The sequence below is a fragment of the Nocardia sp. NPDC059154 genome, from assembly GCF_042755705.1.
Classification (GTDB): Bacteria; Actinomycetota; Actinomycetes; order Mycobacteriales; family Mycobacteriaceae; genus Nocardia.
Map to the genome: position 1 here is coordinate 26,212 of NZ_JBHZCS010000020.1, position 24,684 is coordinate 50,895.

Consider the following 24,684-nt stretch of genomic DNA (forward strand, 5'->3'; position numbering starts at 1 on the left):
CAGAGCCGCCGAGCGGAAGAACGGCGGAGCCGCAGGTGCTTCGGCCCGCCGCGCCGCCGGCGACCACCCTGCGCGCGGTGGCGGAACTGACGGGCGCGCGGCCCGCGGAATTCGCGGCATCTCTCGAGGACATCCAGGTCACCGGCATCGAGCAGCGCTCGAACGCGGTGCTGCCGGGTGACCTGTTCGCCGGTTTGGCCGGAGCCCACGCGCACGGCGCGCGTTTCGCCCACGACGCGGTCGAGCGTGGCGCGGTCGCGGTGTTCACCGATCCGGCGGGCGCGGAACTGATCGGCGAGATCGCCGTCCCGGTGCTCGTGCACGATGCGCCGCGCGCGGTGCTCGGCGAGTTGTCCTCGGCCCTTTACGGTGATCCGTCTCGCAAACTCCGCATCGTCGGTATCACCGGTACGTCCGGCAAGACGACGACGTCGTATCTGGTGGAGGCCGGGCTCGCCGCGGCCGGGCTGAGCACCGCCCTCATCGGCACCATCGAGACCCGCATCGGCGGCGTCCGGGTGCCCTCGGCGCTCACCACGCCCGAGGCTCCGCAGCTGCACGCCATGTTCGCGCTCATGGTCGAGCGGGGTGTGGATGCGGTGGTCATGGAGGTCTCCAGTCATGCCCTGGCGCTGGGCCGGGTGGACGGGGTGAGTTTCGCGGTCGGCGCGTTCACCAACCTGTCCCAGGACCACCTCGACTTCCACTCCGATTTCGAGGACTATTTCGCCGCCAAGCGCCGCCTGTTCATTCCGGACGGGCCGGACTCGGCCGCCGCGGCGCGCCCGTCGGTGGCCGCGCGCACGGCCGTGATCTGCGTCGACGACATGTGGGGCCGGCGCCTGGCAGACGACGTATCCGACTGCCTCGCAGCGGGATCCGGTGATACCACCGGCCGCCTGCGCACGGTGGCGATCCGGCCGGGCGTGCCCGCGGACTGGACCGCCGGCGCGGCCACCGCCGGGCTCGGCGGCACCCAGGAGTTCACCGCTTCGGGGCCGGGTGTCAATGTGGATGTGCGGCTGCGGCTTCCGGGTGCGTACAACATCGCCAATGGAATCCTGGCCGTCGCGGTGTGCGCGGCAGCCGGGGTCGAGGCGGAGACTGCCGCTGCGGCGCTCGGCACGGTCGATGTGCCGGGCCGTATGCAGCGGGTGGATAAGGGTCAGGAGTTTCTGGCCGTGGTCGATTACGCGCACAAGCCCGCCGCGATCGAATCGGTCGTGGCGACCCTGCGCACGTGGTTGTCCGAACAGGGGGAGGGCCGTCTGGCCGTAGTGGTGGGCGCGGGCGGTGATCGCGATGCCGGCAAGCGGCCCCTGATGGGTGCGGCGGCGGCGCGCGGCAGCGATCTGGCCATCATTACCGACGACAATCCGCGCAGTGAGGACCCGGCCGCCATCCGCGCCGCGGTGCTCGCCGGTGCCGAAGCGGTACCGGTCGCGGAACGCGGTGAGGTCCGGGAGGTTGGGGACCGGGCGGCCGCGATCAGGACCGCCGTCGACTGGGCGCAGCCCGGCGACGTGGTGCTGGTCGCGGGCAAGGGACATGAGACAGGGCAGGAGATTTCAGGCGTGAAGCATCCGTTCGACGACCGCGAGGTACTCGCGGCCGCCCTGTCGGAAAAGACGAGGAACCTGACGCTTTCATGATCGAGATGACTTTGCGGGAGATCGCGGAGGTCGTCGGCGGCACGCTGCACGACGCCCCCGATCCCGAGGCGAAGGTCACCGGCTCGGCCGAATTCGATTCGCGCCGTATCGGTTCCGGTGACCTGTTCCTGGCGCTGCCCGGTGAGCGCGCCGACGGCCACGACTTCGCGGCGCAGGCCGTCGCGCAGGGCGCGGTCGCGGTGCTGGCCGCCCGGCCTGTCGGGGTGCCCGCCATCGTGGTGGCACCCCGTCCCGGGAACACACGCGCCATCGCGCTGGCCCACGACACCGACGGCTCCGGCGCGGCGGTGCTGGACGCGCTGGCCGCCCTGGCCCGCGTCAGTGTGGACCGGCTGGTCCGGGCCGGGAACCTGACGGTGGTCGGGGTGACCGGTTCCTCGGGCAAGACCTCCACCAAGGATCTGCTGGCGGCGGTGCTCGCCCCGCTGGGACCCGTTGTGGCCCCGCCCGGTTCGTTCAACAACGAGCTCGGCCACCCGTGGACCGCGCTGCGCGCCGACGCCGGCACCCGCTTCCTGGTGCTCGAGCTGTCCGCCCGCGGACCCGGGCACATCAAGGCCCTCACCGAGATCGCCCCGCCGAGCGTGGGTGTGGTGCTCAATGTCGGCACCGCGCACCTGGGCGAGTTCGGCAGCCGCGAGGTCATCGCGCAGACCAAAGGCGAACTCGTCGAGGCGCTTCCGGCCTCCGGCCTGGCCGTCCTGAACGCCGACGACCACCTGGTCGCCACGATGGCCGAACGGACCGCCGCCCGCGTGGTGACCGTCGGCCACGCCGCGCAGGCCGATGTCCGCGCCTCCGACGTGGTGCTCGACGATCGGGCCCGCGCCCGATTCACCTTGCACGCCAACGGCGAATCGATCGAGATCCAGCTGGCCGTGCACGGTGAGCACCAGGTCGGCAATGCGCTGTCCGCGGCGGCCGTCGCCCTGGACCAGGGCGCGGACCTCGCGACCGTCGCGCGGGCGCTGTCCGGCGCGACCCCCGTGTCGGCCCGCCGCATGGACGTGCGCACCCGCGCCGACGGTGTCACCGTGGTCAACGACTCCTACAACGCCAACCCGGATTCGGTGCGCGCCGCCCTCAAGGCGCTGGTCACCATGTCCAAGGCCGGGACCGAGCCGCGCCCCAGCTGGGCGGTGCTCGGCGAAATGGGTGAACTGGGCGAGGAATCCGTCCTCGAACACGACCGGATCGGCCGCCTGGTGGTGCGGCTGGACGTGGACCGCCTGATCGTGGTCGGCCAGGGCCGTCCGGTGCGCGCCCTGTTCCAGGGCGCGGTGCAGGAGGGCTCCTGGGGTGAGGAGGCCATCCACGTGCCCGATATCGCGTCCGCCATCGCCCTGCTCGACGAGGAATTGGAGCCGGGTGCGGTGGTGCTGGTGAAGGCCTCGAAGTCGGTCGGCCTGTGGACGGTCGCCGAACACCTGATCGGTGCGGAGCAGGAGGCCGCGCGATGACCCAGATTCTGCTGTCGGCGGCCATCGCGCTGACCGTCTCCATCCTGCTGACCCCCGTGGTGATCCGCTACTTCGCCAAACAGGGCTTCGGACAGGAGATCCGGGTCGACGGCCCGGAGAGCCACAAGGCCAAGCGCGGTACCCCCACCATGGGCGGCGTCGCCATCATGATCGGCATGTGGGCCGGCTACCTCGGCTCGCACCTGATCTCCATGACCTACGGCGAGCCGGGTCCCTCGGCCTCGGGTCTGCTGGTCATGGGCCTGGCCACCGCGCTGGGCTTCGTCGGCTTCACCGATGACCTGATCAAGCTGCGCAAACAGCGCAACCTGGGCCTGACCGCGGCCGGCAAGTACATCGGCCAGCTCACCGCGGCCGTCGTCTTCGGCGTCCTGGCCCTGCAGTTCAAGAACATTCACGGCCTGACCCCCGGCGACAAGCGACTGTCCTACACGCGCGACATCAATACGCTGTCCATGAGCGTGGTGGTCTTCCTGGCATTCGTCTGCCTGCTGGTGGTGGCCTGGTCCAACGCGGTGAACCTGACCGACGGCCTGGACGGCCTGGCCGCCGGCTCGATGAGCCTGGTGCTGGGCGCGTACATGATCATCACCTTCTGGCAGTGGCGTAACTCCTGCTCCGCACACGCGGTCGCGGGCTGCTACCAGGTTCGGGATCCGCTCGATCTGGCCCTGGTCTGCGCCGCGGGCGGCGCGGCCTGTATCGGCTTCCTCTGGTGGAATGCCGCGCCCGCCAAGATCTTCATGGGCGACACCGGCTCGCTGATGCTGGGCGGTCTGCTCGCGGGCCTGTCCATCACCACCCGCACCGAGCTGCTGATGGTCGTCATCGGCGCGCTGTTCGTGGCCGAGGCCGCGTCGGTGGTGCTGCAGGTGGCGGTCTTCCGCGCCACGCGCAATCGCCTGTTCAAGATGGCACCGTTCCATCACCACTTCGAGCTGAGCGGGTGGGCCGAGACCTCGGTCATCATCCGGTTCTGGTTGCTGGCCGGTATGGCCTCGGCGATCGGACTGGGCCTGTTCTACAGCGAATACCTCTCTGCGGCAGGGTGAGTGAGCAATGTCCGAACATTCTCCGAGGGTCCTGCGATCGCCGGGGCCCATGCTCGAATTCCTGCGTGGCCGTGATGTGCTGGTGGCCGGTTGGGGCGTCTCCGGACGCTCGCTGATCGAGCCGCTGCAGGACATCGGCGCGCGCCCGGTGGTCACCGACAGCGGCGAGAAGGCGCTCACCGAGGCCGCCGAACTGGGCCTGGGCACCGCCACCAGTGCCGACCTGCTCAAACCCGATGCGCTGCAACGCTTCGCGCTGGTGATCACCAGCCCGGGCTGGCGGCCGGACTCCCCGGTGCTGGTCTCGGCCGTCACCGAGGGCATCCCGGTGTGGGGCGATGTCGAGTTCGCCTGGTGGGTCGATCAGGCCCGGATCTATGGCCCGGTCCGCAAGTGGCTGGTGGTGACCGGCACCAACGGCAAGACCACCACCACTCAGATGACGCACTCCATCCTGCGCGCCGCCGGGATTCCCTCGGTGGCCTGCGGCAATATCGGACTGCCCATTCTGGACGCGCTGCGCCGCACCCCGGGCCCGCAGATCCTGGCGGTGGAACTGTCCTCGTTCCAGCTGCACTGGGCGCCGTCGGTGCGCCCGGAGGCCGGCGTGGTGCTGAACGTGGCCGAGGATCACCTGGATTGGCACGGCGGCCTGGACGCCTACGCCGCCGCCAAGGCGCGCGCGCTGACCGGACGGGTCGGCGTGGTCGGCCTGGACGACGCCGTCGCCGCCGCGCTGGCGCGAAAGTCCAAGGCGCGCCGCACCGTCGGCTTCCGCATCGGCGTCCCCGCCGACGGCGAGCTGGGCGTGGTGGACGGCAAGCTGCTCGACCGCGCCTTCACCAAGGCCGCCATCCTGGCCGAGGTCGGCGATATCAGCCCGCAGGGCCCGGCCGGTGTGGCCGACGCCCTGGCCGCCGCCGCCCTGACCCGATCCATCGACGTGGCACCGCAGTTCGTGAAGGAGGGCCTGCAGGAGCACAAGGTCGGCCCGCACCGGGCGGCCTTCGTGCGGGAGCTGTCCGGCGTGGAATTCGTCGACGACTCCAAGGCCACCAACCCGCACGCCGCGCGCTCCTCGATCCTGGCCCACCCCAGCGTGATCTGGGTAGCCGGCGGTCAGCTCAAGGGCGCCAGTGTGGAGGACCTCATCGAGGAATGCCGCGACCATCTCGTCGCGGCCGTGCTGTTCGGCCAGGACGCGGCGGCGATCGCGGCCGCACTGGCGCGACACGCGCCCGATGTGCCGGTCGTGGAGCTGAATTCGGGGGACGATGCTCGGATGGGTGACCCCTTCACCGAGATCGAGCCCGAAGCGGTGATGGCGCGCGCGGTGCGCGTGGCGGCCGGCTTCGCCCACCGCGGCGATACCGTGCTGCTGGCCCCGGCCGCGGCGTCCCTGGACATGTTCGCCGACTACACGCACCGCGGCCGCAGCTTCGCCGCCGCCGTGCAGGCCCTGGACGAGAAGGACATCGGGAGAACCGAATGACGACGGCGACGCCGCGGCGGGCCGGGAACCAGACCCAGCGACCGAGAATCGGATGGTTCGGGGCCTGGCTGGCCCGCCCGCTGGCGTCGTTCCATCTCGTGGTGGCGATCGCGGTGCTGCTCACCGTGCTCGGCCTGGTCATGGTGCTCTCGGCGTCCAGCGTGGAGTCCTACGCCGACGGCGGCTCGGCCTACAGGCTGTTCATCCAGCAGGCGGTGCTGGCCGTCTTCGGCGCGGTGCTGTTCTATATCGCGCTGCGGGTTCCGATGCGGGTGATGCGCCGGTTGTCGTTCCCGGTCTTCGCGCTGTCGGTGGTGCTGCTGGTGCTGGTGCTCATCCCCGGCATCGGCAGCGAGGTGCAGGGCTCGCGGCGCTGGTTCGACCTCGGCGTGGTGTCGGTACAGCCCTCGGAGATCGTGAAAGTCACGCTGGTGGTGTGGGGTTCGCACCTGCTGGCCTCCCGGCAGACCGAAAAGGCCGGGTACAAGGACATTCTCATGCCGCTGGTGCCCGCGGGCCTGCTGGTGTGCTTCCTGGTCGTGCTGGAACCCAACCTGTCGACCACCATCGCGCTCGGCATCGTGCTGACCTCGCTGCTGTGGTTCGGCGGGCTGCCGCTGCGCATGTTCGTGACCATCGCGGTCTCGGGCGGTGTCGCGGCGGCGATCCTGGCCCTCTCGGCCGGCTACCGGTCCGACCGCATGCGCGCCTTCTTCAGCCCGGGCGACGACCCGCAGGGCATCGGCTACCAGGCCCGGCAGGCCATGTACTCGCTCGCCGACGGCGGCATCTGGGGTCGCGGGCTGGGTCAGTCCCGGGCCAAGTGGAGCTATCTGCCCAACGCGCACAACGACTTCATCTTCGCCATCATCGGCGAGGAGCTCGGGTTCCTCGGATGTGTGCTGGTGCTCGGGCTTTTCGCACTCTTCGTCTACGCCGGGTTGCGCATCGCGACCCGCTCGGTGGATCCGTTCATCCGGTTGCTCACCGCCTCGGCCACCACCTGGATCACCGGTCAGGCGCTGATCAATGTCGGCTATGTCGTCGGTTTGCTGCCGGTGACCGGCCTGCAGCTGCCGCTGGTGTCGGCGGGTGGTTCCTCGCTGGCCATCACGCTGCTCATGTTCGGCATCATCGCCAATGCCGCCCGGCACGAGCCCGAGGCGGTGGCGGCCCTGCACGCGGGCCAGGACGGCCGCTTCAGCCGGCTGCTGCGCCTGCCGAAACCCGAGCTGTACTCGCCCGCGCGGGCGCAGGCCTCCCGGGCCCGCACCAAGGCCAAGGCGAAGGCCAAGGTGAAGTCCGCCCCGCAGCGGCGCGCGCTACCCTCGGGTCGGAGCCGGGGCGGCTCGGAGTCGGCGGCGCGGCGGTCGATAGATTCGGATTCGGCCCGGCGCACCAGCCGCTCCACGGAGTCGTGGCGCAGCACCCGGGCCTGGGAGCCCAACTATCCGATGAAACACGCCAGGGAACGGGGTAATTCGAGGTGACAGTGGAGCGGCCGGACAGCGATGTGGGAACCGCCGAGACTCACACCGACCTACCCGACCATCTGCAACGCGTGCACATGATCGGCATCGGTGGTGCCGGTATGTCCGGGATCGCCCGAATTCTCCTGTCGCGTGGCGGCATGGTCTCCGGCTCCGACGCCAAGGAGAGCCGCGGCGTGCTGGCACTGCGGGCGCGCGGCGCGCAGGTGCGCATCGGCCACGACGCCGGCGCCCTGGACCTGCTGCCCGGCGGGCCCACCGCCGTGGTGACCACCTACGCCGCCATTCCCAAGACCAATCCCGAGCTGGTGGAGGCGCATCGGCGCGGCGTGCCGGTGCTGCTGCGCCCGGCCGTGCTGGCCTCGCTCATGCAGGGCCACAAGACGCTGCTGGTGTCGGGCACGCACGGCAAGACCTCGACCACCTCCATGCTGGTGGTGGCCCTGCAGCACTGCGGGTACGACCCGTCCTTCGCCGTCGGCGGCGAACTCAACGAGGCCGGCACCAATGCCCACCACGGCACCGGCGGCATCTTCGTGGCCGAGGCCGACGAGAGCGACGGATCGCTGCTGCAGTACGCGCCCGACGTCGCGGTGGTCACCAATATCGAGTCCGACCACCTGGATTACTTCGGTACGGACGAGGCCTACGTCCAGGTCTTCGACGACTTCGTGGACCGGGTGGAACCGGGCGGCCGCCTGGTGGTGTGCGTGGACGATCCGGGTTCGCTGGGCCTGGCGCAGCGGTCGGTGGCCCGGCTGGCCGAGGATCCGCGCGGCATCCAGGTGATCGGTTACGGCTCCGGCGATTTCGCCACGTCCGGTGTCCCGGTCGGTGCGCAGCTGCTGTCCTGGGAGCCGCGCGATGTCGGCGGCGTGGCCGTCTTCCAGCTCGCCGACGAGCATGCCCCGCGCACCCTGCGCCTGTCGGTGCCCGGTCGGCACATGGCCCTCAATGCGCTGGGCGCGCTGCTGGCAGCCCGCGCGACCGGCGCCGACATGGGCGAGATCATCCAGGGCCTGGAGGGTTTCGGCGGCGTGCACCGCCGCTTCCAGCTCACCGGACGTGAGAACGGCGTGCGCGTCTTCGACGACTACGCCCACCATCCGACCGAGGTGCGCGCGGTGCTCTCCGCTGCCGCCGAACTGGTCGCGCAGGAGGCGCGCGACGGCGCGCGCTCGCGGCCGGGCCGGGTGATCGTGGTGTTCCAGCCCCACTTGTACAGCCGCACCGCCACTTTCGCGACCGAGTTCGGCGCGGCGCTGTCGCTGGCCGACGAGGTGGTGGTGCTCGATGTGTACGGCGCACGTGAAGAACCGCTGCCGGGTGTGAACGGCGCGCTGGTGGCCAACGCGGTCACAAAACCCGTGCACTACCAGCCGGATATGTCCCGGGTCGGCAAGCAGGTGGGCGCGCTGGCGCGGCCCGGCGACGTGGTGATCACCATGGGCGCGGGCGATGTGACCATGCTGGGCAGCCAGATTCTGGACGGGCTGCGCGCACGACCCTCACACGGACGGTGAGCCACCGTGGGCTCGGGTGGGGGAGCGGCGGATCGGCCGGATCCGGCCGCCGGCGATAGCTACGACGCGGACGATTACGACACCGAATCCGCTGCGGCAGCGGACAACAGCGCCGAATCCGCGGGCGAGAGCGCGGCGGCCCGGCGGGCCCGGCTGCGCCGTGGGCGGGTTCGCCGCGAATCGCGGATCGTGACGGCGTGGCAGTCGCGCCGGGTGCGGTGGGGCGCCCTGGCCGGGGTCGTGGTGCTGATCGCATTCGGACTGGTCGCCTGGTTTACGCCGTTGCTGTCGGTGCGCACGGTGCAGGTGGAAGGGCTGAGTGCTGTTCCGGAACAACAGGTTCAGGACGCGCTGCAGGTACCGGACGGTCTGTCCATGATGCGGCTGGACACCAATGCCATGGCCGAACGGGTGTCGCAGCTGCCCAAGGTCCGTTCCGTGCGCGTGCAGCGGGTGTTCCCGTCCACGGTCCGGGTGACGGTGGTGGAGCGCATCCCCGTGCTGTACTTCGACAGTCCCGACGGTGCCCATCTGCTCGATTGCGACAGCGTGGAATTCGCGATCGAGCCGCCGGGACCGGGGATACCCAAACTGGTGACCGATCATCCGGGCGGATCGGACCCGGTGACCAAGGCCGCGGTGGCCGTCATGGCCGCGATTCCGGTTCCGCTGCGCGACGAGGTCGGCGTGGGAGCGGTTGTGGCCCGCTCGGTTTCGGATATTGCCCTGGAGTTGCGTGACGGCCGGACCGTGCTCTGGGGCGGAACCGGGGACTCCGCGCGCAAGGCCGCGGTGGTCGGACCCCTGCTTTCCCAGCCGGGCAAGGTATTCGATGTTTCGAGTCCGAATCTGGTCACGGTAAAGTGAGCGATACCCATTGGGCTGCCGAAATTTTCGGTGGTTTGCCGGAAGGGCACCGTCGGTTCCGATCCAGGACCGGAGGGCAACCGTCCACGATACGATGCTCGGGTGGGTCGGACGAGTCGAATCACACAAGATTCTGATGCTCGGTTCGGCGCGCCTGCGCCCGTAACGCGGTGGCTGCGAATACCGTTCGGCACCAGTCGGATACTTGACATAACGCTGAACCTATGGTTGAGGGTTTACCGGACCGAGACCATGGTGCCGGTATTTTGCGAGTAGCCGAAGACGACAAGCTGTTTCAGATCGAAGGAAGGCGAGAGCCCATGACGCCCCCGCACAACTACCTTGCTGTGATCAAGGTCGTCGGTATCGGCGGCGGCGGCGTGAACGCCGTCAACCGGATGATCGAACAGGGACTCAAGGGAGTCGAGTTCATCGCCGTCAACACCGACGCGCAGGCGTTGTTGATGTCGGATGCGGACGTGAAGCTCGATGTCGGCCGGGAACTCACCCGCGGTCTGGGCGCCGGCGCCGATCCGGAGGTCGGCCGCAAGGCCGCCGAGGATCACAAGGACGAGATCGAGGAAGTCCTCAAGGGCGCCGACATGGTCTTCGTGACCGCCGGCGAGGGTGGCGGCACCGGCACCGGCGGCGCGCCGGTCGTGGCCTCCATCGCGCGCAAGCTCGGCGCGCTCACCATCGGTGTCGTGACGCGGCCGTTCTCGTTCGAGGGCAAGCGCCGCAGCAACCAGGCCGAGGCCGGCATCCAGGCGCTGCGCGAGTCCTGCGACACCCTCATCGTCATTCCGAACGACCGGCTGCTGCAGCTCGGCGACGCGGCCGTGAGCCTGATGGACGCCTTCCGCTCCGCGGACGAGGTGTTGCTCAACGGTGTTCAGGGCATCACCGACCTGATCACCACCCCGGGTCTGATCAATGTCGACTTCGCCGACGTCAAGTCGGTCATGTCCGGTGCGGGCTCGGCCCTCATGGGCATCGGCTCGGCGCGCGGCGAGGGCCGGTCGGTGAAGGCCGCTGAGGCAGCGATCAATTCGCCGCTGCTGGAAGCATCCATGGACGGCGCGCACGGCGTGCTGCTGTCCATCGCGGGCGGCTCCGACCTCGGCCTCTTCGAGATCAACGAGGCCGCCTCGCTGGTGCAGGAGGCCGCGCACATCGAGGCCAACATCATCTTCGGTACGGTCATCGACGATTCCCTCGGCGATGAGGTCCGCGTCACCGTGATCGCCGCCGGCTTCGACGGCAGCGGCCCCTCCCGGCGCATCGAACCCGCGGTCAGCCGGTTCACCAATACCAGCGGCACCGCGAGCGCCAGCGCCGGAAGCGTCGGCCGCTCACACGAATACACCTCGGCCCGCACCTCCGAGCCCGCTCCCGCCCCGCGCTCCGAGCCCGCGCCGGCCCCGCCGCCGCAGGCGGTCGCCGAGCGCGGCCCGGCCCCGTCCTACAGCGCGCCCCGGCCGGCCGTCGACCCGACGGTCGCGAGCAACACTCGCGGCCACATCCAGCCCCCGGACGCCGATGACGACGACGTCGACGTCCCCTCCTTCATGCGCCGCTGACGTTGCGCCCCTGACGGATTCATCCATCGCGCCCGCTCCGGCTCCGGAGCGGGCGCGATGTCGTTCCCGGGCGGTGGTGTCGTTCAGGGGGCGGTGGTGAGTTCGGGGTTGCCCATCGGTGACTACTACCCTCGAAGGCATGACAGCAGCGGCACGGATATTTCGGACCAGACGGGTTGTGACGACGCGGGCGGGCGGGTTCTCGGCCGCGCCGTACGACTCGTTCAACCTGGGCGATCACGTGGGTGACGATCCGGAGGCGGTGCGGCGCAATCGGGTTCGGCTCGCGGAGAACATCGGGCTCGCGCCGGACCGCCTGGTGTGGATGGAGCAGATCCACGGGCGGAACGTGGAGATCGTGGACGGTCCGCGGACCGAGCCGGTGCCCGCCACCGATGCGCTGGTGACCACCCGGCGCGATCTCGCGCTGGTGGTGCTGACCGCCGACTGCGTGCCGATCCTGCTGTCCGACGACGAGGCCGGCGTCATCGCCGCCGTGCACGCGGGGCGGATCGGGGCCCGGATCGGGATCGTGCCGCGAGTGCTGGAGGCCATGGTGTCGGTGGGCGCGAAGCCCGAGCGCATCGGCGCGTTCCTCGGCCCGGCGGCCAGCGGTCGCCAGTACGAGGTGCCTGCCGCCATGCGCGCCGATGTCGAGGCGCATCTGCCCGGCAGCGCGACCACCACGGCCAAGGGCACGCCCGGCCTGGATCTGCGCGCGGGCATCCGCCGGCAACTGGAGGCGGCCGGCGTGGGCGCGGTCGCGGTGGATCCGCGATGCACCATCGAGGACCGGACGCTGTTCTCGCACCGCCGCGACGCGCCGACCGGCCGACTCGCCGGTGTGATTTGGATGTCATCCGAGGGAGTTTCAGAATGACCGAAAGCTTCACCGCCGCACAGGGATCCGATGCGGCGCAGGTCACGTCCGGCGCCGGCCGCGTCGGCGAGCTCGCCACCGCCCTGTCGGCACTCATCGAGCGAATCGACGCAGCGTGCGCGGCCGCGGGCCGGGTGCCGGGTTCGGTGCGCCTGCTGCCGGTCACCAAGTTCTTCCCCGCCTCGGATATCGAGATCCTCTATGGATTGGGCTGCCGCGAGTTCGGCGAGTCCCGTGAGCAGGAGGCGGCGGGCAAGGTGGCGCAGCTGCGACACCTGTCCCAGATACGCTGGGACTTCATCGGACGGCTGCAGCGGAACAAGGCGAAATCCGTTGCACGCTGGGCCGATACGGTCTACTCGGTGGACAGCGACCGGCTCGCGAGCGCCCTCGACGCCGCCGCGGAGGCCGCATTGGACGACGGATCCCGCACCACCCCCTTGCGCGTGCTGCTCCAGGTGTCCCTGGACGCGGACCCGTCCCGCGGCGGCGCCCGCGACGCGGCCCTGCACGCGCTCGCCGATCAGGTCGCCGCCTCGCGATCCCTGCAGCTCGCAGGCCTGATGGCCATCCCGCCGCTGGACGTGGAACCGGATGCCGCCTTCGAGCAACTGGCCCGCATCCACGCCGCATTAACAACCGTCCACCCAGATGCGAAAGAACTGTCGGCGGGCATGTCCGGCGACTTGGAGTCGGCCATCCGCCATGGATCCACCTGCGTGCGTGTCGGTACAGCCCTGATGGGCACGCGACCGATAACCTCGGCGTAGCAAAGAAACCTCACCAGTCACATTCGAAACATATGCTTGGTGGCAGACGAGGACTGAGCAGGACAACACCCCAGGCCAACCGGGGCCGAAGGAAGGTCGACCAGATGAGCACGCTGCACAAGTTCAAGGCGTACTTCGGGATGGTTCCGCTCGAGGATTACGAAGACGATTACGTCGACGACCGCGGAGCCGCCCGGAGCGCCGATGAGCGTGTCCAGCGTCGTCCCCGGCCCTACGCCGAACGCGAGCGTGATTACGACCGATACGGCGAGGACCGCTACGACGACGAGCCCGCCTACGAGCCGTCCTACAAGGCGCCCTACAAGCCCGGGTACAGCGCGTCCCGCCGGGACGACTACGCCGACGATCACCGCGAGCGTGACCACCGCGACCGCTACGACGCCGACGACCGTTACGACGCGCCCCGTCGTCCCACCCGCATCGACACCGCCCCGTCCAGCCGCACCCGTGCCATGGGCGGCAGCGCGCCCTCGGTGCGTGGCAGCACCCGCGGCGCGCTCGCGATGGATACCGAGGCGGAGCGGCGTATCGAGGAACTGCGGGAGCAGGAGCGCCGGATCGAGGCGGCCCGCCGTCCCCAGATCTTCGAGGACGGAGGCACCTTGTCCAAGATCACCACACTGCGCCCGCGCACCTACGCGGAGGCCGCCATCATCGGTGAGCGCTTCCGCGACGGCACCCCGGTGATCATGGACCTGGTCGAGATGAGCAACTCCGACGCCCGCCGCCTGGTGGACTTCGCCGCGGGCCTGGCCTTCGCCCTGCGTGGTTCGTTCGACAAGGTCGCCACCAAGGTGTTCCTGCTCTCACCGGCGGATGTGGACGTCTCCGCCGAGGAGCGCCGCCGGATCGCGGAAAACGGCTTCTACAACCAGAAGTGACGAGCTGCCGCAGCCGCGAGTGCGCGGAGGCGGCAGCCGGGGTTCGACCGTTGCGCCAAAACTGAACGGCGGCAACGAATTGCGTTCGTCAACGGGGGTTGCGAAATAGTCGCGGGGGATTCGCGGGGGAGTCTTGCGCCCGAGTTGTCGGGTATCGCACGCTCATTCAGATGGGCATGTCATGAATCACATGCCTGGACTCGGGCTCTAGATGTGGTCCTTTGCTGCTCTTCATGCGGTCCCATGCTGCGGTCCACTCGAAGTTCGCGGCCCGCCTCGGCCCGGACTGCGCTCCGCCTCCCCGCGCTTGGAGCGGAGGAGCGAAGCGGGGGAGCGGAGGAGGGAAGGCCGAGGTGACAGGGCTGCGAACCCGCCCGGAGCGAAGCGGAGGGCAGATGGACGCCGAAGGCCGAGGTGACAGGGCCGCGAACCCGCCCGAAGCGAAGCGGAGGGCAATCGGGCCCAGTGTTTCTATTTTGCCGATCATGGAATCTAGGGCACAGTGGTGCGGTGGCCCTGTTCCAGGTGTTGAACCTACTGCTGTTCCTCTTCTGGCTGCTGCTGATCAGCCGAGTCATCGTCGAGTTCATCCGCAGCTTCGCGCGAGACTGGCGGCCGACGGGCTTCGTGGTGATCATCCTGGAGGTGATCTTCACGGTCACCGACCCTCCGGTGAAACTTCTGAGGCGTTTGATACCCCCAGTGAATCTTGGGGGAATTCGGCTCGATCTGTCCATTATGGTCCTGCTTTTCATCGTGTTCATCTTGATGACGATCACGGGCCAGGCAGGGCAGTCGATAGCTCAGGTGTGACAGAATGGCCGGAAAGAAAGCTTGCCCAGATCTACCGCTAGATCTCCATACGAAGCGTGAAGGGATCGTTCCATGCCGCTGACCCCCGCCGATGTTCATAACGTCGCGTTCAGCAAACCGCCGATCGGGAAGCGCGGCTACAACGAGGATGAAGTCGATGCCTTCCTCGACCTGGTCGAGCAGGAGCTCTCACGCCTCATCGAGGAGAACGCTGATCTTCGCCAGCGAGTTGCCGAGTTGGACGCGGAACTGGCTGACGCCAAGAAGAATCGGGGTCCCGCGGTTCAGCCGGTGAAGGCGCCCGTCGCGCCGGAGCCCATCAAGGCCGCTCCGCCGCCGCCCCCGGCCCCGATGCCGGCTCCGGTCCCGGTGGCCGCCGTCAAGCAGGACGCACCCTCCGCGGACGCGAATTTGCAGGCCGCCAAGGTGCTTTCGCTGGCCCAGGAGATGGCCGACCGCCTCACCTCCGATGCCAAGACCGAGGCCGAGCAGCTGCTGGCCAACGCTCGGGCCAACTCGGAGCGCCTGGTCAGCGACGCGCGTACGCGTTCCGAGGCGATGATCGCCGATGCCCGCCAGAAGGCCGAGGCCATGCTGTCCGACGCGCAGACCCGCTCGGATTCCCAGCTGCGCCAGGCGAAGGAGAAGGCCGACGCCCTGCAGGCCGACGCCGAGCGCAAGCACACCGAGATCATGGCCACCATCACCCAGCAGCGCAGCGTGCTGGAGAGCCGGATCGAGCAGCTCAAGACCTTCGAGCGCGAATACCGTGTGCGCCTGAAGTCCTACCTGGAATCGCAGCTGGAGGAGCTGGAGAACCGTGGTTCGGCGGTCCCGGTCGACGGCGGCGAGTTCGGCCAGGATGCGTCCGGCAACGGCGCACTTCTCAAGGGCAGCAAGTAAAGTCGTAGATACGGCCAGCGATGCCAGGTCGCGCGGGACGAACTCCCGGGTGGCGCGGTATCGCCGCCAACCTTTCGAGTCCTCCGATAGCCATCGCTATCGAAGCCCAACGAGGGGGTGGTGCACTTGCTCGTGGTGACGCTCGCGCTCGCAGCCGTGGGTTTCGGCCTGCTGGTGACCGCACTGACCACCGGTTCGGTGATCTGGGCATGGGGCTGCATCATCGTGTGCGTGATAGGCGCGGTGCTGCTGCTCGTCAGTGCGTTGTCGCTGCGGACCGATGACGAGGACACCTCGTCACGGCCGAGCGGAAGACATGCGAAGCACTAGTGGGGCGGGTCCGCGGAATATCTGCTGGACCGGCCCCGCTAGACTGTAGAGAGCTATACGGCGTTGATCCGGCCATCACCGGGGAGCTTTCGGAAGAACGGCGGGCGTCTGCGTTCAGCAGTGAACGACAGGGCCTCGCTCACTAGAACCGAACGGGTGAGCCCGTCACAGCTCACAACGAGAGGCTCGGTCCTGCCAGGGTTTTCGTGATCCTGGACCGGGCAAGCGGGGTGGTACCGCGGTTACGGCGCACCGGGCGCCGGCATCGTCCCCGTGCCCACAGTGCTGGCACGAGGAGCTGAGAGGCCGCGATGGCGGACGAGACCACCACCCGAAGCGCATATCCGCGCGTTGACCTGAGCCGGACGTCCGGTCAGGTGTCGTTCCCCGAGTTGGAGCAGCGGGTCCTGGACTACTGGGCCGCCGACGACACCTTCCGCGCCAGCATCGAGAACCGTTCCGATGCAGAGGAATTCGTCTTCTACGACGGCCCGCCCTTCGCCAATGGGTTGCCGCACTACGGCCATCTGCTCACCGGATACGTCAAGGATTTGATCCCGCGATTCCAAACCATGCGCGGGAAGAAGGTGGAACGACGATTCGGTTGGGATACTCACGGCCTCCCCGCGGAAATCGAAGCGGAGAAGCAGCTCGGTATCACGGACAAATCACAGATCGATGCCATGGGTCTCGCGGAATTCAATGCCGCATGCAAATCCTCGGTACTGCGCTACACGAACGAGTGGCGTAACTATGTGACACGCCAGGCCCGGTGGGTCGACTTCGACAACGACTACAAAACCCTCGACCTCGACTTCATGGAATCGGTCATGTGGGCGTTCAAGTCGCTGTACGACAAGGGCCTGATCTATCAGGGCTTCCGGGTGCTGCCCTACAGCTGGTACGAGCAGACCCCGCTGTCCAATCAGGAGGCGCGGCTCGACGACTCCTACCGGATGCGCCAGGATCCGGCGGTCACCGTCGACATGGTGCTGCGGGTTCCCGCGGAGCACCCGCTGCACGCCCTGGATGGCGCCAACGCCCTCATCTGGACCACCACGCCGTGGACGCTGCCGTCCAACCTGGCGATCGCGGTGCACCCCGACATCACCTACGCCCACGTCCAGGGCAAGGACGGCAAGCGGTATGTGCTTGCCGCCGAGCGGGTCTCGCACTACGCGCGCGAGCTGGGCGAGGAACCGACTGTGCTGTCCGAGTATTCGGGCGCGGCGCTGGAGGGCCTGCACTACCTGCCGCCCTTCGACTTCTTCCTCGGCCACCCCAACGCGCACCGGGTGCTCAACGCCGACTACGTGACCACCGACTCCGGTACCGGCGTGGTGCATCTGGCGCCCGCGTTCGGTGAGGAGGACATGGATGTGGCCTCCGCCAATGGAATCGAGGTCGTGCAGCCCCTCGATCCGGGCGGCAAGTTCACCTCCATGGTGCCGCCCTACGAGGGCCTCATGGTCTTCGACGCCAACCCGGTCATCATCAAGGACCTCAAGGCCGCCGGAAAGCTGTTGCGGCACGAGACCATCGAGCACTCCTACCCGCACAGCTGGCGCTCGGGCCAGCCGCTGATCTACATGGCAGTGCCGTCCTGGTTCGTGGCGGTCACCACCTTCCGCGACCGCATGGTGGAGCTCAACAAGGAGATCACCTGGGTTCCCGAGCACATCCGCGACGGCCAGTTCGGCAAGTGGCTGCAGAACGCGCACGACTGGAACATCAGCCGCAACCGCTACTGGGGTGCGCCCATCCCGGTGTGGATCTCCGACGACCCCGCCTACCCGCGCGTGGACGTGTACGGCTCGCTGGATCAGCTGGAGCAGGACTTCGGCGTGCGGCCGAGCGATCTGCACCGGCCCGGCATCGACGAGCTGGTGCGCCCGAATCCCGATGATCCGACCGGGAAGTCGATGATGCGGCGCACGCCCGAGGTGCTGGACTGCTGGTTCGAGTCGGGCTCCATGCCGTACGCGCAGGTGCACTACCCGTTCGAGAACAAGGAATGGTTCGAGGGCACCCCCACGGAGTCCACGGACGGCACCGCCGTCGCTGCCGCGCACAGCCCCGGCGACTTCATCGTCGAGTACAACGGCCAGACCCGCGGCTGGTTCTACAACCTGCACATCCTCTCGACCGCGCTGTTCGATCGCCCGGCCTTCAAATCGGTGGTGGCGCACGGCATCGTGCTCGGCGACGACGGACTCAAGATGTCCAAGTCCAAGGGCAACTACCCGGACGTCAACGAGGTCTTCGACCGCGACGGCTCCGATGCCATGCGGTGGTTCCTCATGGCGTCTCCGGTGCTGCGCGGCGGCAACCTCATCGTCACCGAGCGCGGCATCCGCGAGGGTGTCGGCCAGGCCCTGCGCCCGCTCTGGAACGCGTGGACCTTCCTGCAGCTCTACGCCTCCAAGCCGGGTACCTGGCGCACGGACTCGCCGAACGTGCTGGACCGCTACATCCTGGCCAAGCTGGCGCAGACCCGCGACGTCATGACCGACGCCCTCGAGATCTACGACATCGCGACGGCCTGCGACGAGCTGCGCACCTTCGCCGACGCGCTCACCAATTGGTATGTGCGCCGGTCGCGTTCGCGCTTCTGGGAAGAGGACCGCGACGCCATCGACACCCTGCACACGGTGCTCGAGGTGACCACCCGGCTGGCCGCCCCGCTGCTGCCGCTGCTGACCGAGGTGATCTGGCGCGGTCTCACCGGCGAGCGCTCGGTGCACCTGGCCGACTGGCCGAGCGACACCGACCTGCCGCACGATGCCGAACTGGTGTCGGCCATGGACGAGGTCCGCACCGTCTGCTCCACGGTGCTGAGCCTGCGCAAGGCCCAGAACCTGCGCGTGCGCCTGCCGCTCTCGGAGGTCACCGTGGCCGCCGCCGACGCGGAACGCCTGCGGCCCTTCGTGGATCTGATCGCCGACGAGGTGAACGTCAAGAAGGTCGACCTCACCACCGATGTGGCCGCGCACGGCCGCTTCGAGCTCGTGGTGAACGCCCGCGCCGCCGGACCGCGCCTGGGCAAGGAGGTCCAGACGGTCATCAAGGCCGTCAAGGCCGGGGAGTGGAGCGAGGCCGCCGACGGCACCGTCTCCGCCGCCGGCATCGCCCTGCTGCCGGAGGAGTACACCCAGCGCCTGGTCGCCGCCGAACCCGAATCCACCGCCGCCCTGCCCGGCAATATCGGTCTGGTGGTGCTGAATTCGGCGGTCACCGAGGAGCTGGAGGCCGAGGGCTGGGCCCGCGACCTCATCCGCGACCTGCAGGAGACCCGCAAGTCACTGGGCCTGGATGTCTCCGACCGCATCACGGTCGTGCTCGACGTCCCGGCCGAGCGCCTGGGCTGGGCGGAGACCCACCGTGAGCTGATCGCGGGCGAAATCCTCGCCACCACACTGTCTCTCGGTGAGGTGGGTGCAGATGCCCCCGAGGTCGTCGGCGGCGTGAAGGTCTCGATCGTCAAGGCGTAGCCGAAGCGACAAGGGGCGGAACCGAACCCGGTTCCGCCCCTTCCCTTTTGCGTCAGGAGCGGGGACGCAGTCCGTCGAGGATGGGGTCCACCAGTTCCGGGGCGTCGAGGACGTCGCCGACGTCGAGCAGGAACCGCAGGTAGACCGGGCCGTAGAGCATATTGGTCATGGCGAGCACTGACAGATCGTCACGGATCTGCCCGGCGCGGATGGCGGATTCGAGCCGGATCCCACCCTTCCGGGCCCGGGGTTCGACGAAGGTCTCCCGGACCATCTGCATGAGCTTCGGGTCGTTCTGGGCCTCGGCGATGACGCCGCGGTAGACGCAGCCGACATCGCCGGCCAGCATTCGGGCGAGGCCGCCGATCTGCGCCTTCAGATCGGCGGCGATGTCACCGGTGTCGGGAAAGTCGGTGGCCGAACCGATCTGGTCATTGATGGCCTCGAGGGCGATCGCGCCCTTGGAAGGCCACCAGCGGTAGATGGTCTGCTTGCCGACGCCGGCTTTGGCGGCAATGGCCTCGATGGTGAGTTTGCCGTAGCCATTGCGCACGGCGAGTTCGAAGGTCGCGTCGAGGATCGCCTGGTGGGACTTGGCGCTGCGCAGTTCGGGATTGGCACCACCCCCGCCACTGTCGCTGCCGCGAATGCCGCTGCGCCCATGGTGGTTCCGTCGGTGCATCGGCGCGCGCTCATCACCTGGCTGGCCGTGTACCCGACCATCACCATCGCTCTGGCCCTGCTCGGCCCCGAGATGGCGAGCCTGCCGGTGTTCGTGCGGACCCTTGTCCTGACCGCGATCGTGGTGCCCACTTCGACCTACGTCCTGATCCCGATGCTGATGAAGGCCAACCACCACCTGACCCTGCGGCTGCACCGCTGATCGCTGGCGGACGCTGCATCATCGGCCTTTGGCAAACTTTGAGCGCCTTCCCGAAGTTCGGGCGGGCGCTCTCGGCTTTTCGGGGTCCAATCGCTTGAACAGGCGTTTTTTGAGGTGAGCGAGGGAGGTTCGAGACACGCCGAGCCGGGTTCTCTTGTGACGTATGTTGCGCGTGCGCTAGAACAGCTATCAGTTAGCTAATTGTCTTCCTCGAGATGTTGCTGCGGTTCGCCGATGAAGGGGCACGCATATGGCTCGAAGGCAGGTTCACCGTTTCGCATCATTCGTCACGACGACCGCGGCCCTGGTGCTGAGCGTCGCGCTCTGGGCCGGCCTGGCGCACGCGGATACCGGCTCGGCGTCGGGGTCCGCCTCCGGCAGCGCCAGCGGGTCGGCCTCGGGCAGTGCGAGCGGTTCCGCGCAGCTGCCGGTGGCCAGTCCGCGGGCCATGCTCGCACTCGCGCTCGCGACCACCCAGACCGGCAAGCCCTATCGCTGGGGCGGCACCGGCCCGGACGCCTGGGACTGCTCGGGCCTGGTGCAGTGGGCCTTTCGCAGCGTCGGCATCGATATGCCACGTACCACCTGGCAGCAGGCCGACGCCGGACTCGAAGTGCCGGTCGGCTCCATGGAGGTCGGTGACGTCGTCGTCCTCAACGACGACGCCTCCCACGTAGGCATCTACGCGGGAGGCGGCAATGTGCTGAACGCGTACGACTGGGGTGTGCCCGTCGGCCTGACTCCGCTGAGCCAGTTCGACATCTACACCATTCGCCGGTTCTACTGAATCGTCTTACTCGACAACCAGTTCCACGGGGATGTTGCCGCGGGTGGCCTTGGAGTAGGGGCACACCTGGTGGGCGGCCTCGACCAGCTCGCGGCCCTTGTCGTTCTGCAGCTCCTCCGGCAGCTCGACGCGCAGCACGACGGAGATGCCGAAACCGGTCTCCTCGTCCTTGTTCAGGCTGACGTCGGCGGTCACCGAGGTGTCGCCCAGCTCGATGCCCTGGTTGCGGGCGACCACCTGCAGCGCGCCGGCGAAGCAGGCCGAGTAGCCCACCGCGAACAGCTGCTCCGGGTTGGTGCCGTCACCGCTGCCGCCGGCCTCCTTGGGCTGGGCCAGCTTCAGGTCGAGATAACCGTCGGAGCTGACCGAGCGGCCCTCGCGGCCGACGGAGGTAGCGGACGAGGTGAAGAGCTTAGCCATTTCGAATCTCCCTAGACAGACTTGTCTGTTCAGACGCGACTCAGGGTAGACAGATCTGTCTGCTATCGTCAATACCGAAGCCCGATGAGGGGAAGGAGTGCAGGTCAGCCATGAGCGAAGCCCGTGATCGCCTGCTGGACACCGCGACCCGGCTGTTCTACGCCGAGGGCATCCACACCGTCGGCATCGACCGCATCATCGCCGAGGCGGGCATCGCGAAGGCCACCTTCTACCGGCACTTCAAGACCAAGGAAGACCTGGTCGTCGCCTACCTGGTGCGCGAATACGGCCGTCAGCGCGAGGTATTGGAGGCCATCCCCGGCGCCGGCGCCGACTCCATCGTCGGCATCTTCGAGCGGCTGGGCGAGCTCAGCTGCGGACCGGGCTTCCGGGGCTGCCCGTTTCTCAATGCGGCCGTGGAGTTCCCGAATCCGGAGCACGCCGTGCGCAAGGTCGTCGACGACTATCGCGGCTGGTTCCGGGATCTGATGGCCGACCGGCTGCGCGCCGCGGGGCGCACCGACATCGACGATGCCGCCCGGGCGCTGCTGCTGACCCGCGACGGCGTGGCCGTCAGCGGGGGTATGGGAGACAACGAGACGGTCCGGGTGGGCATCCGGACCGCCTTGTCGCAGTTGGGTATTCGGTAGGCCGGCCTCAGACGCCGACCGCCTCCTCCATCTCCGCCTCGGCCGCCACCGCGGTCTCGGCGGACGGGGCCTGCCCGACGGGCTCGGGGGCGGCGTGGCGCGGCGCGGATTGCGCTGCGGCCTGCCGCTTTTCGGTCAGGCCCGCCACGATCAGGAGCAGCACGCCCGCCGCCAGCCAGAGCGCCAGGCTCGCCATCCGGCCACCCAGTCCGGTGCTGTCGAAGTAGAGCAGGCTGCGTGCGCCCTCGACGAAGCCCGCGCCGTTCCAGAAGTGGTGCAGCGTGCCGAAGAAGTCGTTCTGCAGCCACGGGCTGTAGACGCCGCCGGAGCTGGTGAAGTTCAGCATGACGAACAGCACCATCAGAGCCAGGGTGGTCCAGCGCTTCAGGAAGGTGTGCAGGCCGATGCCGATGGTCAGGATGCCCGCGGAGTACAGCCACGACATGCCCCAGATCGCGCCCAGGTCGTGGTCGACCACGTGGAAGACCGGGCCGGCGAGGGCCAGACCGATCAGGCTCACCAGCAGCGAGGTGACCAGGCCGATCGCGCCGCGCAGCCACATGGACAGGCCCGCGCCCGCCGCGCCGATGGCGGCGACGCTGCCGTAGGAGCCGATGCTCAGGGCGACCAGGAGGAAGAAGATGCCCTGCGCGGTGGGGTCGCCGGAGCTGGGGGTGGTGACGTCGGTGACGGTCAGCGGCGCGTTCTGAAGTCCGGCGACCTGGCCGAAGACGGCCTCGGCGGCCATGGCGGTGGTGTCGGATCCGGCTTTGGCGACCAGCAGCTCGGGCTTCTCGGTGTCGGGGACGTACGCGCCGGCCAGGTCGCGGTGGCGCAGCTGGCTCACCGCATCATCGCGGGTGGGCACGGTGATCACGTCGAGGGCATTGCCGCCCTTGTCCTTCAGGGTCTGCGCGAGCACCTTGACCTGCGGGCTGTCGCCGACGATGGCCACCGCCAGGTGGTTGGGCTCGGGCTGATGGAACGCGCCCAGGTACGCCAGCCCCATGCCGAGGCACATGAGCAGCGGGGTGAGCAGGTGCACGACGACATGCCGGATCTGATGCGAGGCCACGGGTTCTTCTCCAATAGTTGGTAAATACAACCAATCGAGGTTGTAGTCTACAACTATGAAGAGCGCTGACGCATTCCCCGGCCGATCCGATGCGATCGAGGTCATACAGCGCGAGCTCACCGCCTTCGCCCGGCGCGCCCGCGGGCGGGCCGCCGAACTGCATCCGGAGCTGTCGCTGGTGGCCTCCAGCATTCTCGACCTGGTGATCGAGCGGAACGGGTGCCTGGCCTCGGATCTGGCCGGGCACTTCCACCTCGACAAGTCCACGGTCAGCCGCCAGGTGGCCGCGCTGGAACGCGACGGCTACCTGGCCCGCGAGGTCGACCCGGCCAACCGCCGCAACCTGGTGCTGCACGCCACCGCCGAGGGCAGACGGGTGGCCCGCGCCGCGGCCCGCAACCGCAGCGCCGCGTTCACCGGACGGTTCGCCGACTGGGACGACGCGGATGTCGAACGGCTCGCGGCCTATCTCGTGCGCTACAACGCCGCCGACGAGGGCTAGCGGCTTCGCCGGAGGGACACCGAGGGCCGGAACCGGCCGCGGCTCAGTCTGTTTCGGGCAGCTCCAGGCCCTTGGCCAGCACCGGCCACGAGGCGCGCAGCGCGTCCTGCCAGTAGCCCCACGAGTGTGTGCCCGGCTTGGCGATATCGAAGGTGGCGGGAATGTCCAACTGGTGCAGGCGGGTCTTGAGATTGCGGGCGCACCAGTCGCTGGCCGCCTCCAGGATGCCGCCGACCAGGATCTGCTGCGGCAGACCGCCGTCCGCCGGACCGAGGCTGCGCACATCGGCCACATTGTCGTGGCGGCCGGGCAGGCCGGAGCCGTTGGAGACATAGATCCCCAGGCCGCGCAGCGCCTCGGCGTGCACGTAGGGGTCGTTGGCGGCCCACTCCGGATCGTCCATCGGCCCGTACATGTTCACCGGATTGCCGCCGCCGATGGAGACCACCAGGTCGGTGAACTTCTGGCCGACCGGATCGCTGATCTGGGCGCACCCGCTGTAGGCGGCGACGGCCCGGTACAGGCCGGGCGCGGCGATCGGAAGCTGCAGTACCGAGGTGCCCGACATGGACATGCCCGCGATGGCGTGAATCCCATTGGTGGCCAGGGCCGCGTCGGCCAGCGGGGGTAGCTCCTCGGTGAGGAAGGTCTTCCACATGGGCTGACCCAGCCGGGGATCGGGGCTGCGCCAATCGGTGTAGTAGGTGAACGCGCCGCCGATCGGCATCACCACGTTCACGTTCTTGTCCATGAAGAACTGGGTGGAATCGGTATTGCGCTTCCAGGTCGCCGTGTCCTGGCCGCCACCCGCGCCATTGAGCAGATACAGCACCGGGCGCGGCTCGGAGGTGTCGGCGGGACGCTGCACCTCGACCGTGATATCGGAGTTCATGGCCGCCGAGTGCACGTGCAGCGTCAGGTTGCGGGAGTCGTGCACCTCGAAGGAGGTGATGGCGGACCCGTCGTCGGACACCGCGGTGCCCGCGAGGCTCGCCGTACTGGTTATCGGGTCGGGTGGGGCACCGAGGGCCGGACCAGTGGGTACGACCATGGTGAACGTAGTGACAAGAGAACAACTTGCCGCCGCGAGCAGTGCCGCCCGGGTGCCCAATCCGCCTAG

Annotated in this window: 23 protein-coding genes; 19 read left to right on the forward strand and 4 right to left on the reverse strand. The window is 68.7% G+C overall.

All coding sequences use genetic code 11. The features are described from left to right. Nucleotides 1-35 precede the first annotated feature (35 nt). The 15 genes from ACFXN1_RS18805 to ileS all read left to right on the forward strand — a co-directional run bounded on the left by ACFXN1_RS18805 (nucleotide 36) and on the right by ileS (nucleotide 19,247). A complete protein-coding gene (locus ACFXN1_RS18805) occupies nucleotides 36-1,652 on the forward strand; it encodes a UDP-N-acetylmuramoyl-L-alanyl-D-glutamate--2,6-diaminopimelate ligase (protein WP_379437054.1) in 1,617 nt (538 codons plus the stop codon). Next, on the forward strand, nucleotides 1,649-3,133 hold the full coding sequence (murF, locus tag ACFXN1_RS18810; protein WP_379437056.1) for a UDP-N-acetylmuramoyl-tripeptide--D-alanyl-D-alanine ligase: 1,485 nt from the start codon (nucleotides 1,649-1,651) through the stop codon (nucleotides 3,131-3,133). The genes ACFXN1_RS18805 and murF overlap by 4 nt, the downstream gene beginning before the upstream one ends. Further along, nucleotides 3,130-4,206: a phospho-N-acetylmuramoyl-pentapeptide-transferase gene (gene mraY / locus ACFXN1_RS18815; RefSeq protein WP_354843024.1), complete on the forward strand. Its 1,077-nt coding sequence runs from the start codon at nucleotides 3,130-3,132 to the stop codon at nucleotides 4,204-4,206. Before murF ends, mraY begins: the two co-directional genes overlap by 4 nt. 49 nt (nucleotides 4,207-4,255) lie before the next feature. After that, nucleotides 4,256-5,698 (forward strand): UDP-N-acetylmuramoyl-L-alanine--D-glutamate ligase, encoded by a 1,443-nt coding sequence (murD, locus tag ACFXN1_RS18820; protein WP_379401731.1) that lies wholly within the window; start codon nucleotides 4,256-4,258, stop codon nucleotides 5,696-5,698. Beyond that, a complete protein-coding gene (gene ftsW, locus ACFXN1_RS18825) occupies nucleotides 5,695-7,188 on the forward strand; it encodes a putative lipid II flippase FtsW (RefSeq protein ID WP_379437058.1) in 1,494 nt (497 codons plus the stop codon). Before murD ends, ftsW begins: the two co-directional genes overlap by 4 nt. A 77-nt stretch (nucleotides 7,189-7,265) precedes the next feature. Beyond that, nucleotides 7,266-8,711, forward strand: a complete 1,446-nt coding sequence (gene murC / locus ACFXN1_RS18830; RefSeq protein ID WP_379437086.1) for a UDP-N-acetylmuramate--L-alanine ligase — start codon at nucleotides 7,266-7,268, stop codon at nucleotides 8,709-8,711. A gap of 6 nt (nucleotides 8,712-8,717) precedes the next feature. Then, nucleotides 8,718-9,578, forward strand: a complete 861-nt coding sequence (locus ACFXN1_RS18835) for a cell division protein FtsQ/DivIB (RefSeq protein ID WP_379437060.1) — start codon at nucleotides 8,718-8,720, stop codon at nucleotides 9,576-9,578. 320 nt (nucleotides 9,579-9,898) lie between these two features. Then, nucleotides 9,899-11,158 carry a cell division protein FtsZ gene (gene ftsZ / locus ACFXN1_RS18840; protein WP_379437062.1) on the forward strand — a complete coding sequence of 420 codons (1,260 nt, stop codon included), beginning with the start codon at nucleotides 9,899-9,901 and terminating at the stop codon, nucleotides 11,156-11,158. A 139-nt stretch (nucleotides 11,159-11,297) separates the two neighbouring features. Beyond that, entirely contained in the window at nucleotides 11,298-12,038 is a 741-nt protein-coding gene (gene pgeF / locus ACFXN1_RS18845) for a peptidoglycan editing factor PgeF (RefSeq protein WP_379437064.1), read from the forward strand. Continuing rightward, nucleotides 12,035-12,808, forward strand: a complete 774-nt coding sequence (locus ACFXN1_RS18850) for a YggS family pyridoxal phosphate-dependent enzyme (RefSeq protein WP_379437066.1) — start codon at nucleotides 12,035-12,037, stop codon at nucleotides 12,806-12,808. Before pgeF ends, ACFXN1_RS18850 begins: the two co-directional genes overlap by 4 nt. A gap of 104 nt (nucleotides 12,809-12,912) precedes the next feature. Further along, nucleotides 12,913-13,710 (forward strand): cell division protein SepF, encoded by a 798-nt coding sequence (locus ACFXN1_RS18855; protein ID WP_379437067.1) that lies wholly within the window; start codon nucleotides 12,913-12,915, stop codon nucleotides 13,708-13,710. 510 nt (nucleotides 13,711-14,220) lie between these two features. Continuing rightward, the gene (locus ACFXN1_RS18860) at nucleotides 14,221-14,523 is read left to right on the forward strand and encodes a YggT family protein (RefSeq protein ID WP_040856625.1); all 303 of its coding nucleotides are present in this window, start codon (nucleotides 14,221-14,223) and stop codon (nucleotides 14,521-14,523) included. 72 nt (nucleotides 14,524-14,595) lie between these two features. Beyond that, nucleotides 14,596-15,426, forward strand: coding sequence for a DivIVA domain-containing protein (locus tag ACFXN1_RS18865; protein ID WP_357005481.1), 831 nt, complete (start codon nucleotides 14,596-14,598; stop codon nucleotides 15,424-15,426). A 126-nt stretch (nucleotides 15,427-15,552) separates the two neighbouring features. After that, nucleotides 15,553-15,756 (forward strand): hypothetical protein, encoded by a 204-nt coding sequence (locus ACFXN1_RS18870; RefSeq protein ID WP_379388941.1) that lies wholly within the window; start codon nucleotides 15,553-15,555, stop codon nucleotides 15,754-15,756. A gap of 311 nt (nucleotides 15,757-16,067) precedes the next feature. Beyond that, a complete protein-coding gene (ileS, locus tag ACFXN1_RS18875) occupies nucleotides 16,068-19,247 on the forward strand; it encodes an isoleucine--tRNA ligase (RefSeq protein WP_379437069.1) in 3,180 nt (1,059 codons plus the stop codon). Between the two features lie 52 nt (nucleotides 19,248-19,299). On the opposite strand, the gene ACFXN1_RS18880 is transcribed toward ileS, so the two are convergent. Further along, nucleotides 19,300-19,929: a TetR/AcrR family transcriptional regulator gene (locus tag ACFXN1_RS18880; RefSeq protein WP_379437070.1), complete on the reverse strand. Its 630-nt coding sequence runs from the start codon at nucleotides 19,927-19,929 to the stop codon at nucleotides 19,300-19,302. On the opposite strand from ACFXN1_RS18880, the gene ACFXN1_RS18885 reads away from it, so the two are divergent. After that, the gene (locus ACFXN1_RS18885) at nucleotides 19,909-20,130 is read left to right on the forward strand and encodes a hypothetical protein (RefSeq protein WP_379437072.1); all 222 of its coding nucleotides are present in this window, start codon (nucleotides 19,909-19,911) and stop codon (nucleotides 20,128-20,130) included. The two genes, ACFXN1_RS18880 and ACFXN1_RS18885, sit on opposite strands and share 21 nt — an antisense overlap. A gap of 250 nt (nucleotides 20,131-20,380) precedes the next feature. Then, complete coding sequence (locus ACFXN1_RS18890; RefSeq protein WP_379401660.1) at nucleotides 20,381-20,917, forward strand: NlpC/P60 family protein; 537 nt, start codon at nucleotides 20,381-20,383, stop codon at nucleotides 20,915-20,917. Nucleotides 20,918-20,923: 6 nt separating this feature from the next. Here ACFXN1_RS18890 and ACFXN1_RS18895 read toward each other — a convergent pair whose 3' ends face one another. Next, nucleotides 20,924-21,337, reverse strand: a complete 414-nt coding sequence (locus tag ACFXN1_RS18895) for an organic hydroperoxide resistance protein (protein WP_354842991.1) — start codon at nucleotides 21,335-21,337, stop codon at nucleotides 20,924-20,926. 110 nt (nucleotides 21,338-21,447) lie between these two features. Between ACFXN1_RS18895 and ACFXN1_RS18900 the strand changes: the two genes are divergently transcribed. Next, entirely contained in the window at nucleotides 21,448-21,987 is a 540-nt protein-coding gene (locus ACFXN1_RS18900) for a TetR/AcrR family transcriptional regulator (RefSeq protein WP_379401661.1), read from the forward strand. Between the two features lie 7 nt (nucleotides 21,988-21,994). Here ACFXN1_RS18900 and ACFXN1_RS18905 read toward each other — a convergent pair whose 3' ends face one another. Then, nucleotides 21,995-23,062: a hypothetical protein gene (locus ACFXN1_RS18905; RefSeq protein ID WP_379437073.1), complete on the reverse strand. Its 1,068-nt coding sequence runs from the start codon at nucleotides 23,060-23,062 to the stop codon at nucleotides 21,995-21,997. Nucleotides 23,063-23,117: 55 nt separating this feature from the next. Between ACFXN1_RS18905 and ACFXN1_RS18910 the strand changes: the two genes are divergently transcribed. Continuing rightward, complete coding sequence (locus ACFXN1_RS18910; RefSeq protein ID WP_379437075.1) at nucleotides 23,118-23,564, forward strand: MarR family winged helix-turn-helix transcriptional regulator; 447 nt, start codon at nucleotides 23,118-23,120, stop codon at nucleotides 23,562-23,564. Nucleotides 23,565-23,607: 43 nt separating this feature from the next. Here ACFXN1_RS18910 and ACFXN1_RS18915 read toward each other — a convergent pair whose 3' ends face one another. After that, nucleotides 23,608-24,615 (reverse strand): alpha/beta hydrolase, encoded by a 1,008-nt coding sequence (locus tag ACFXN1_RS18915; protein WP_379437076.1) that lies wholly within the window; start codon nucleotides 24,613-24,615, stop codon nucleotides 23,608-23,610. Between the last annotated feature and the right edge of the window lie 69 nt (nucleotides 24,616-24,684).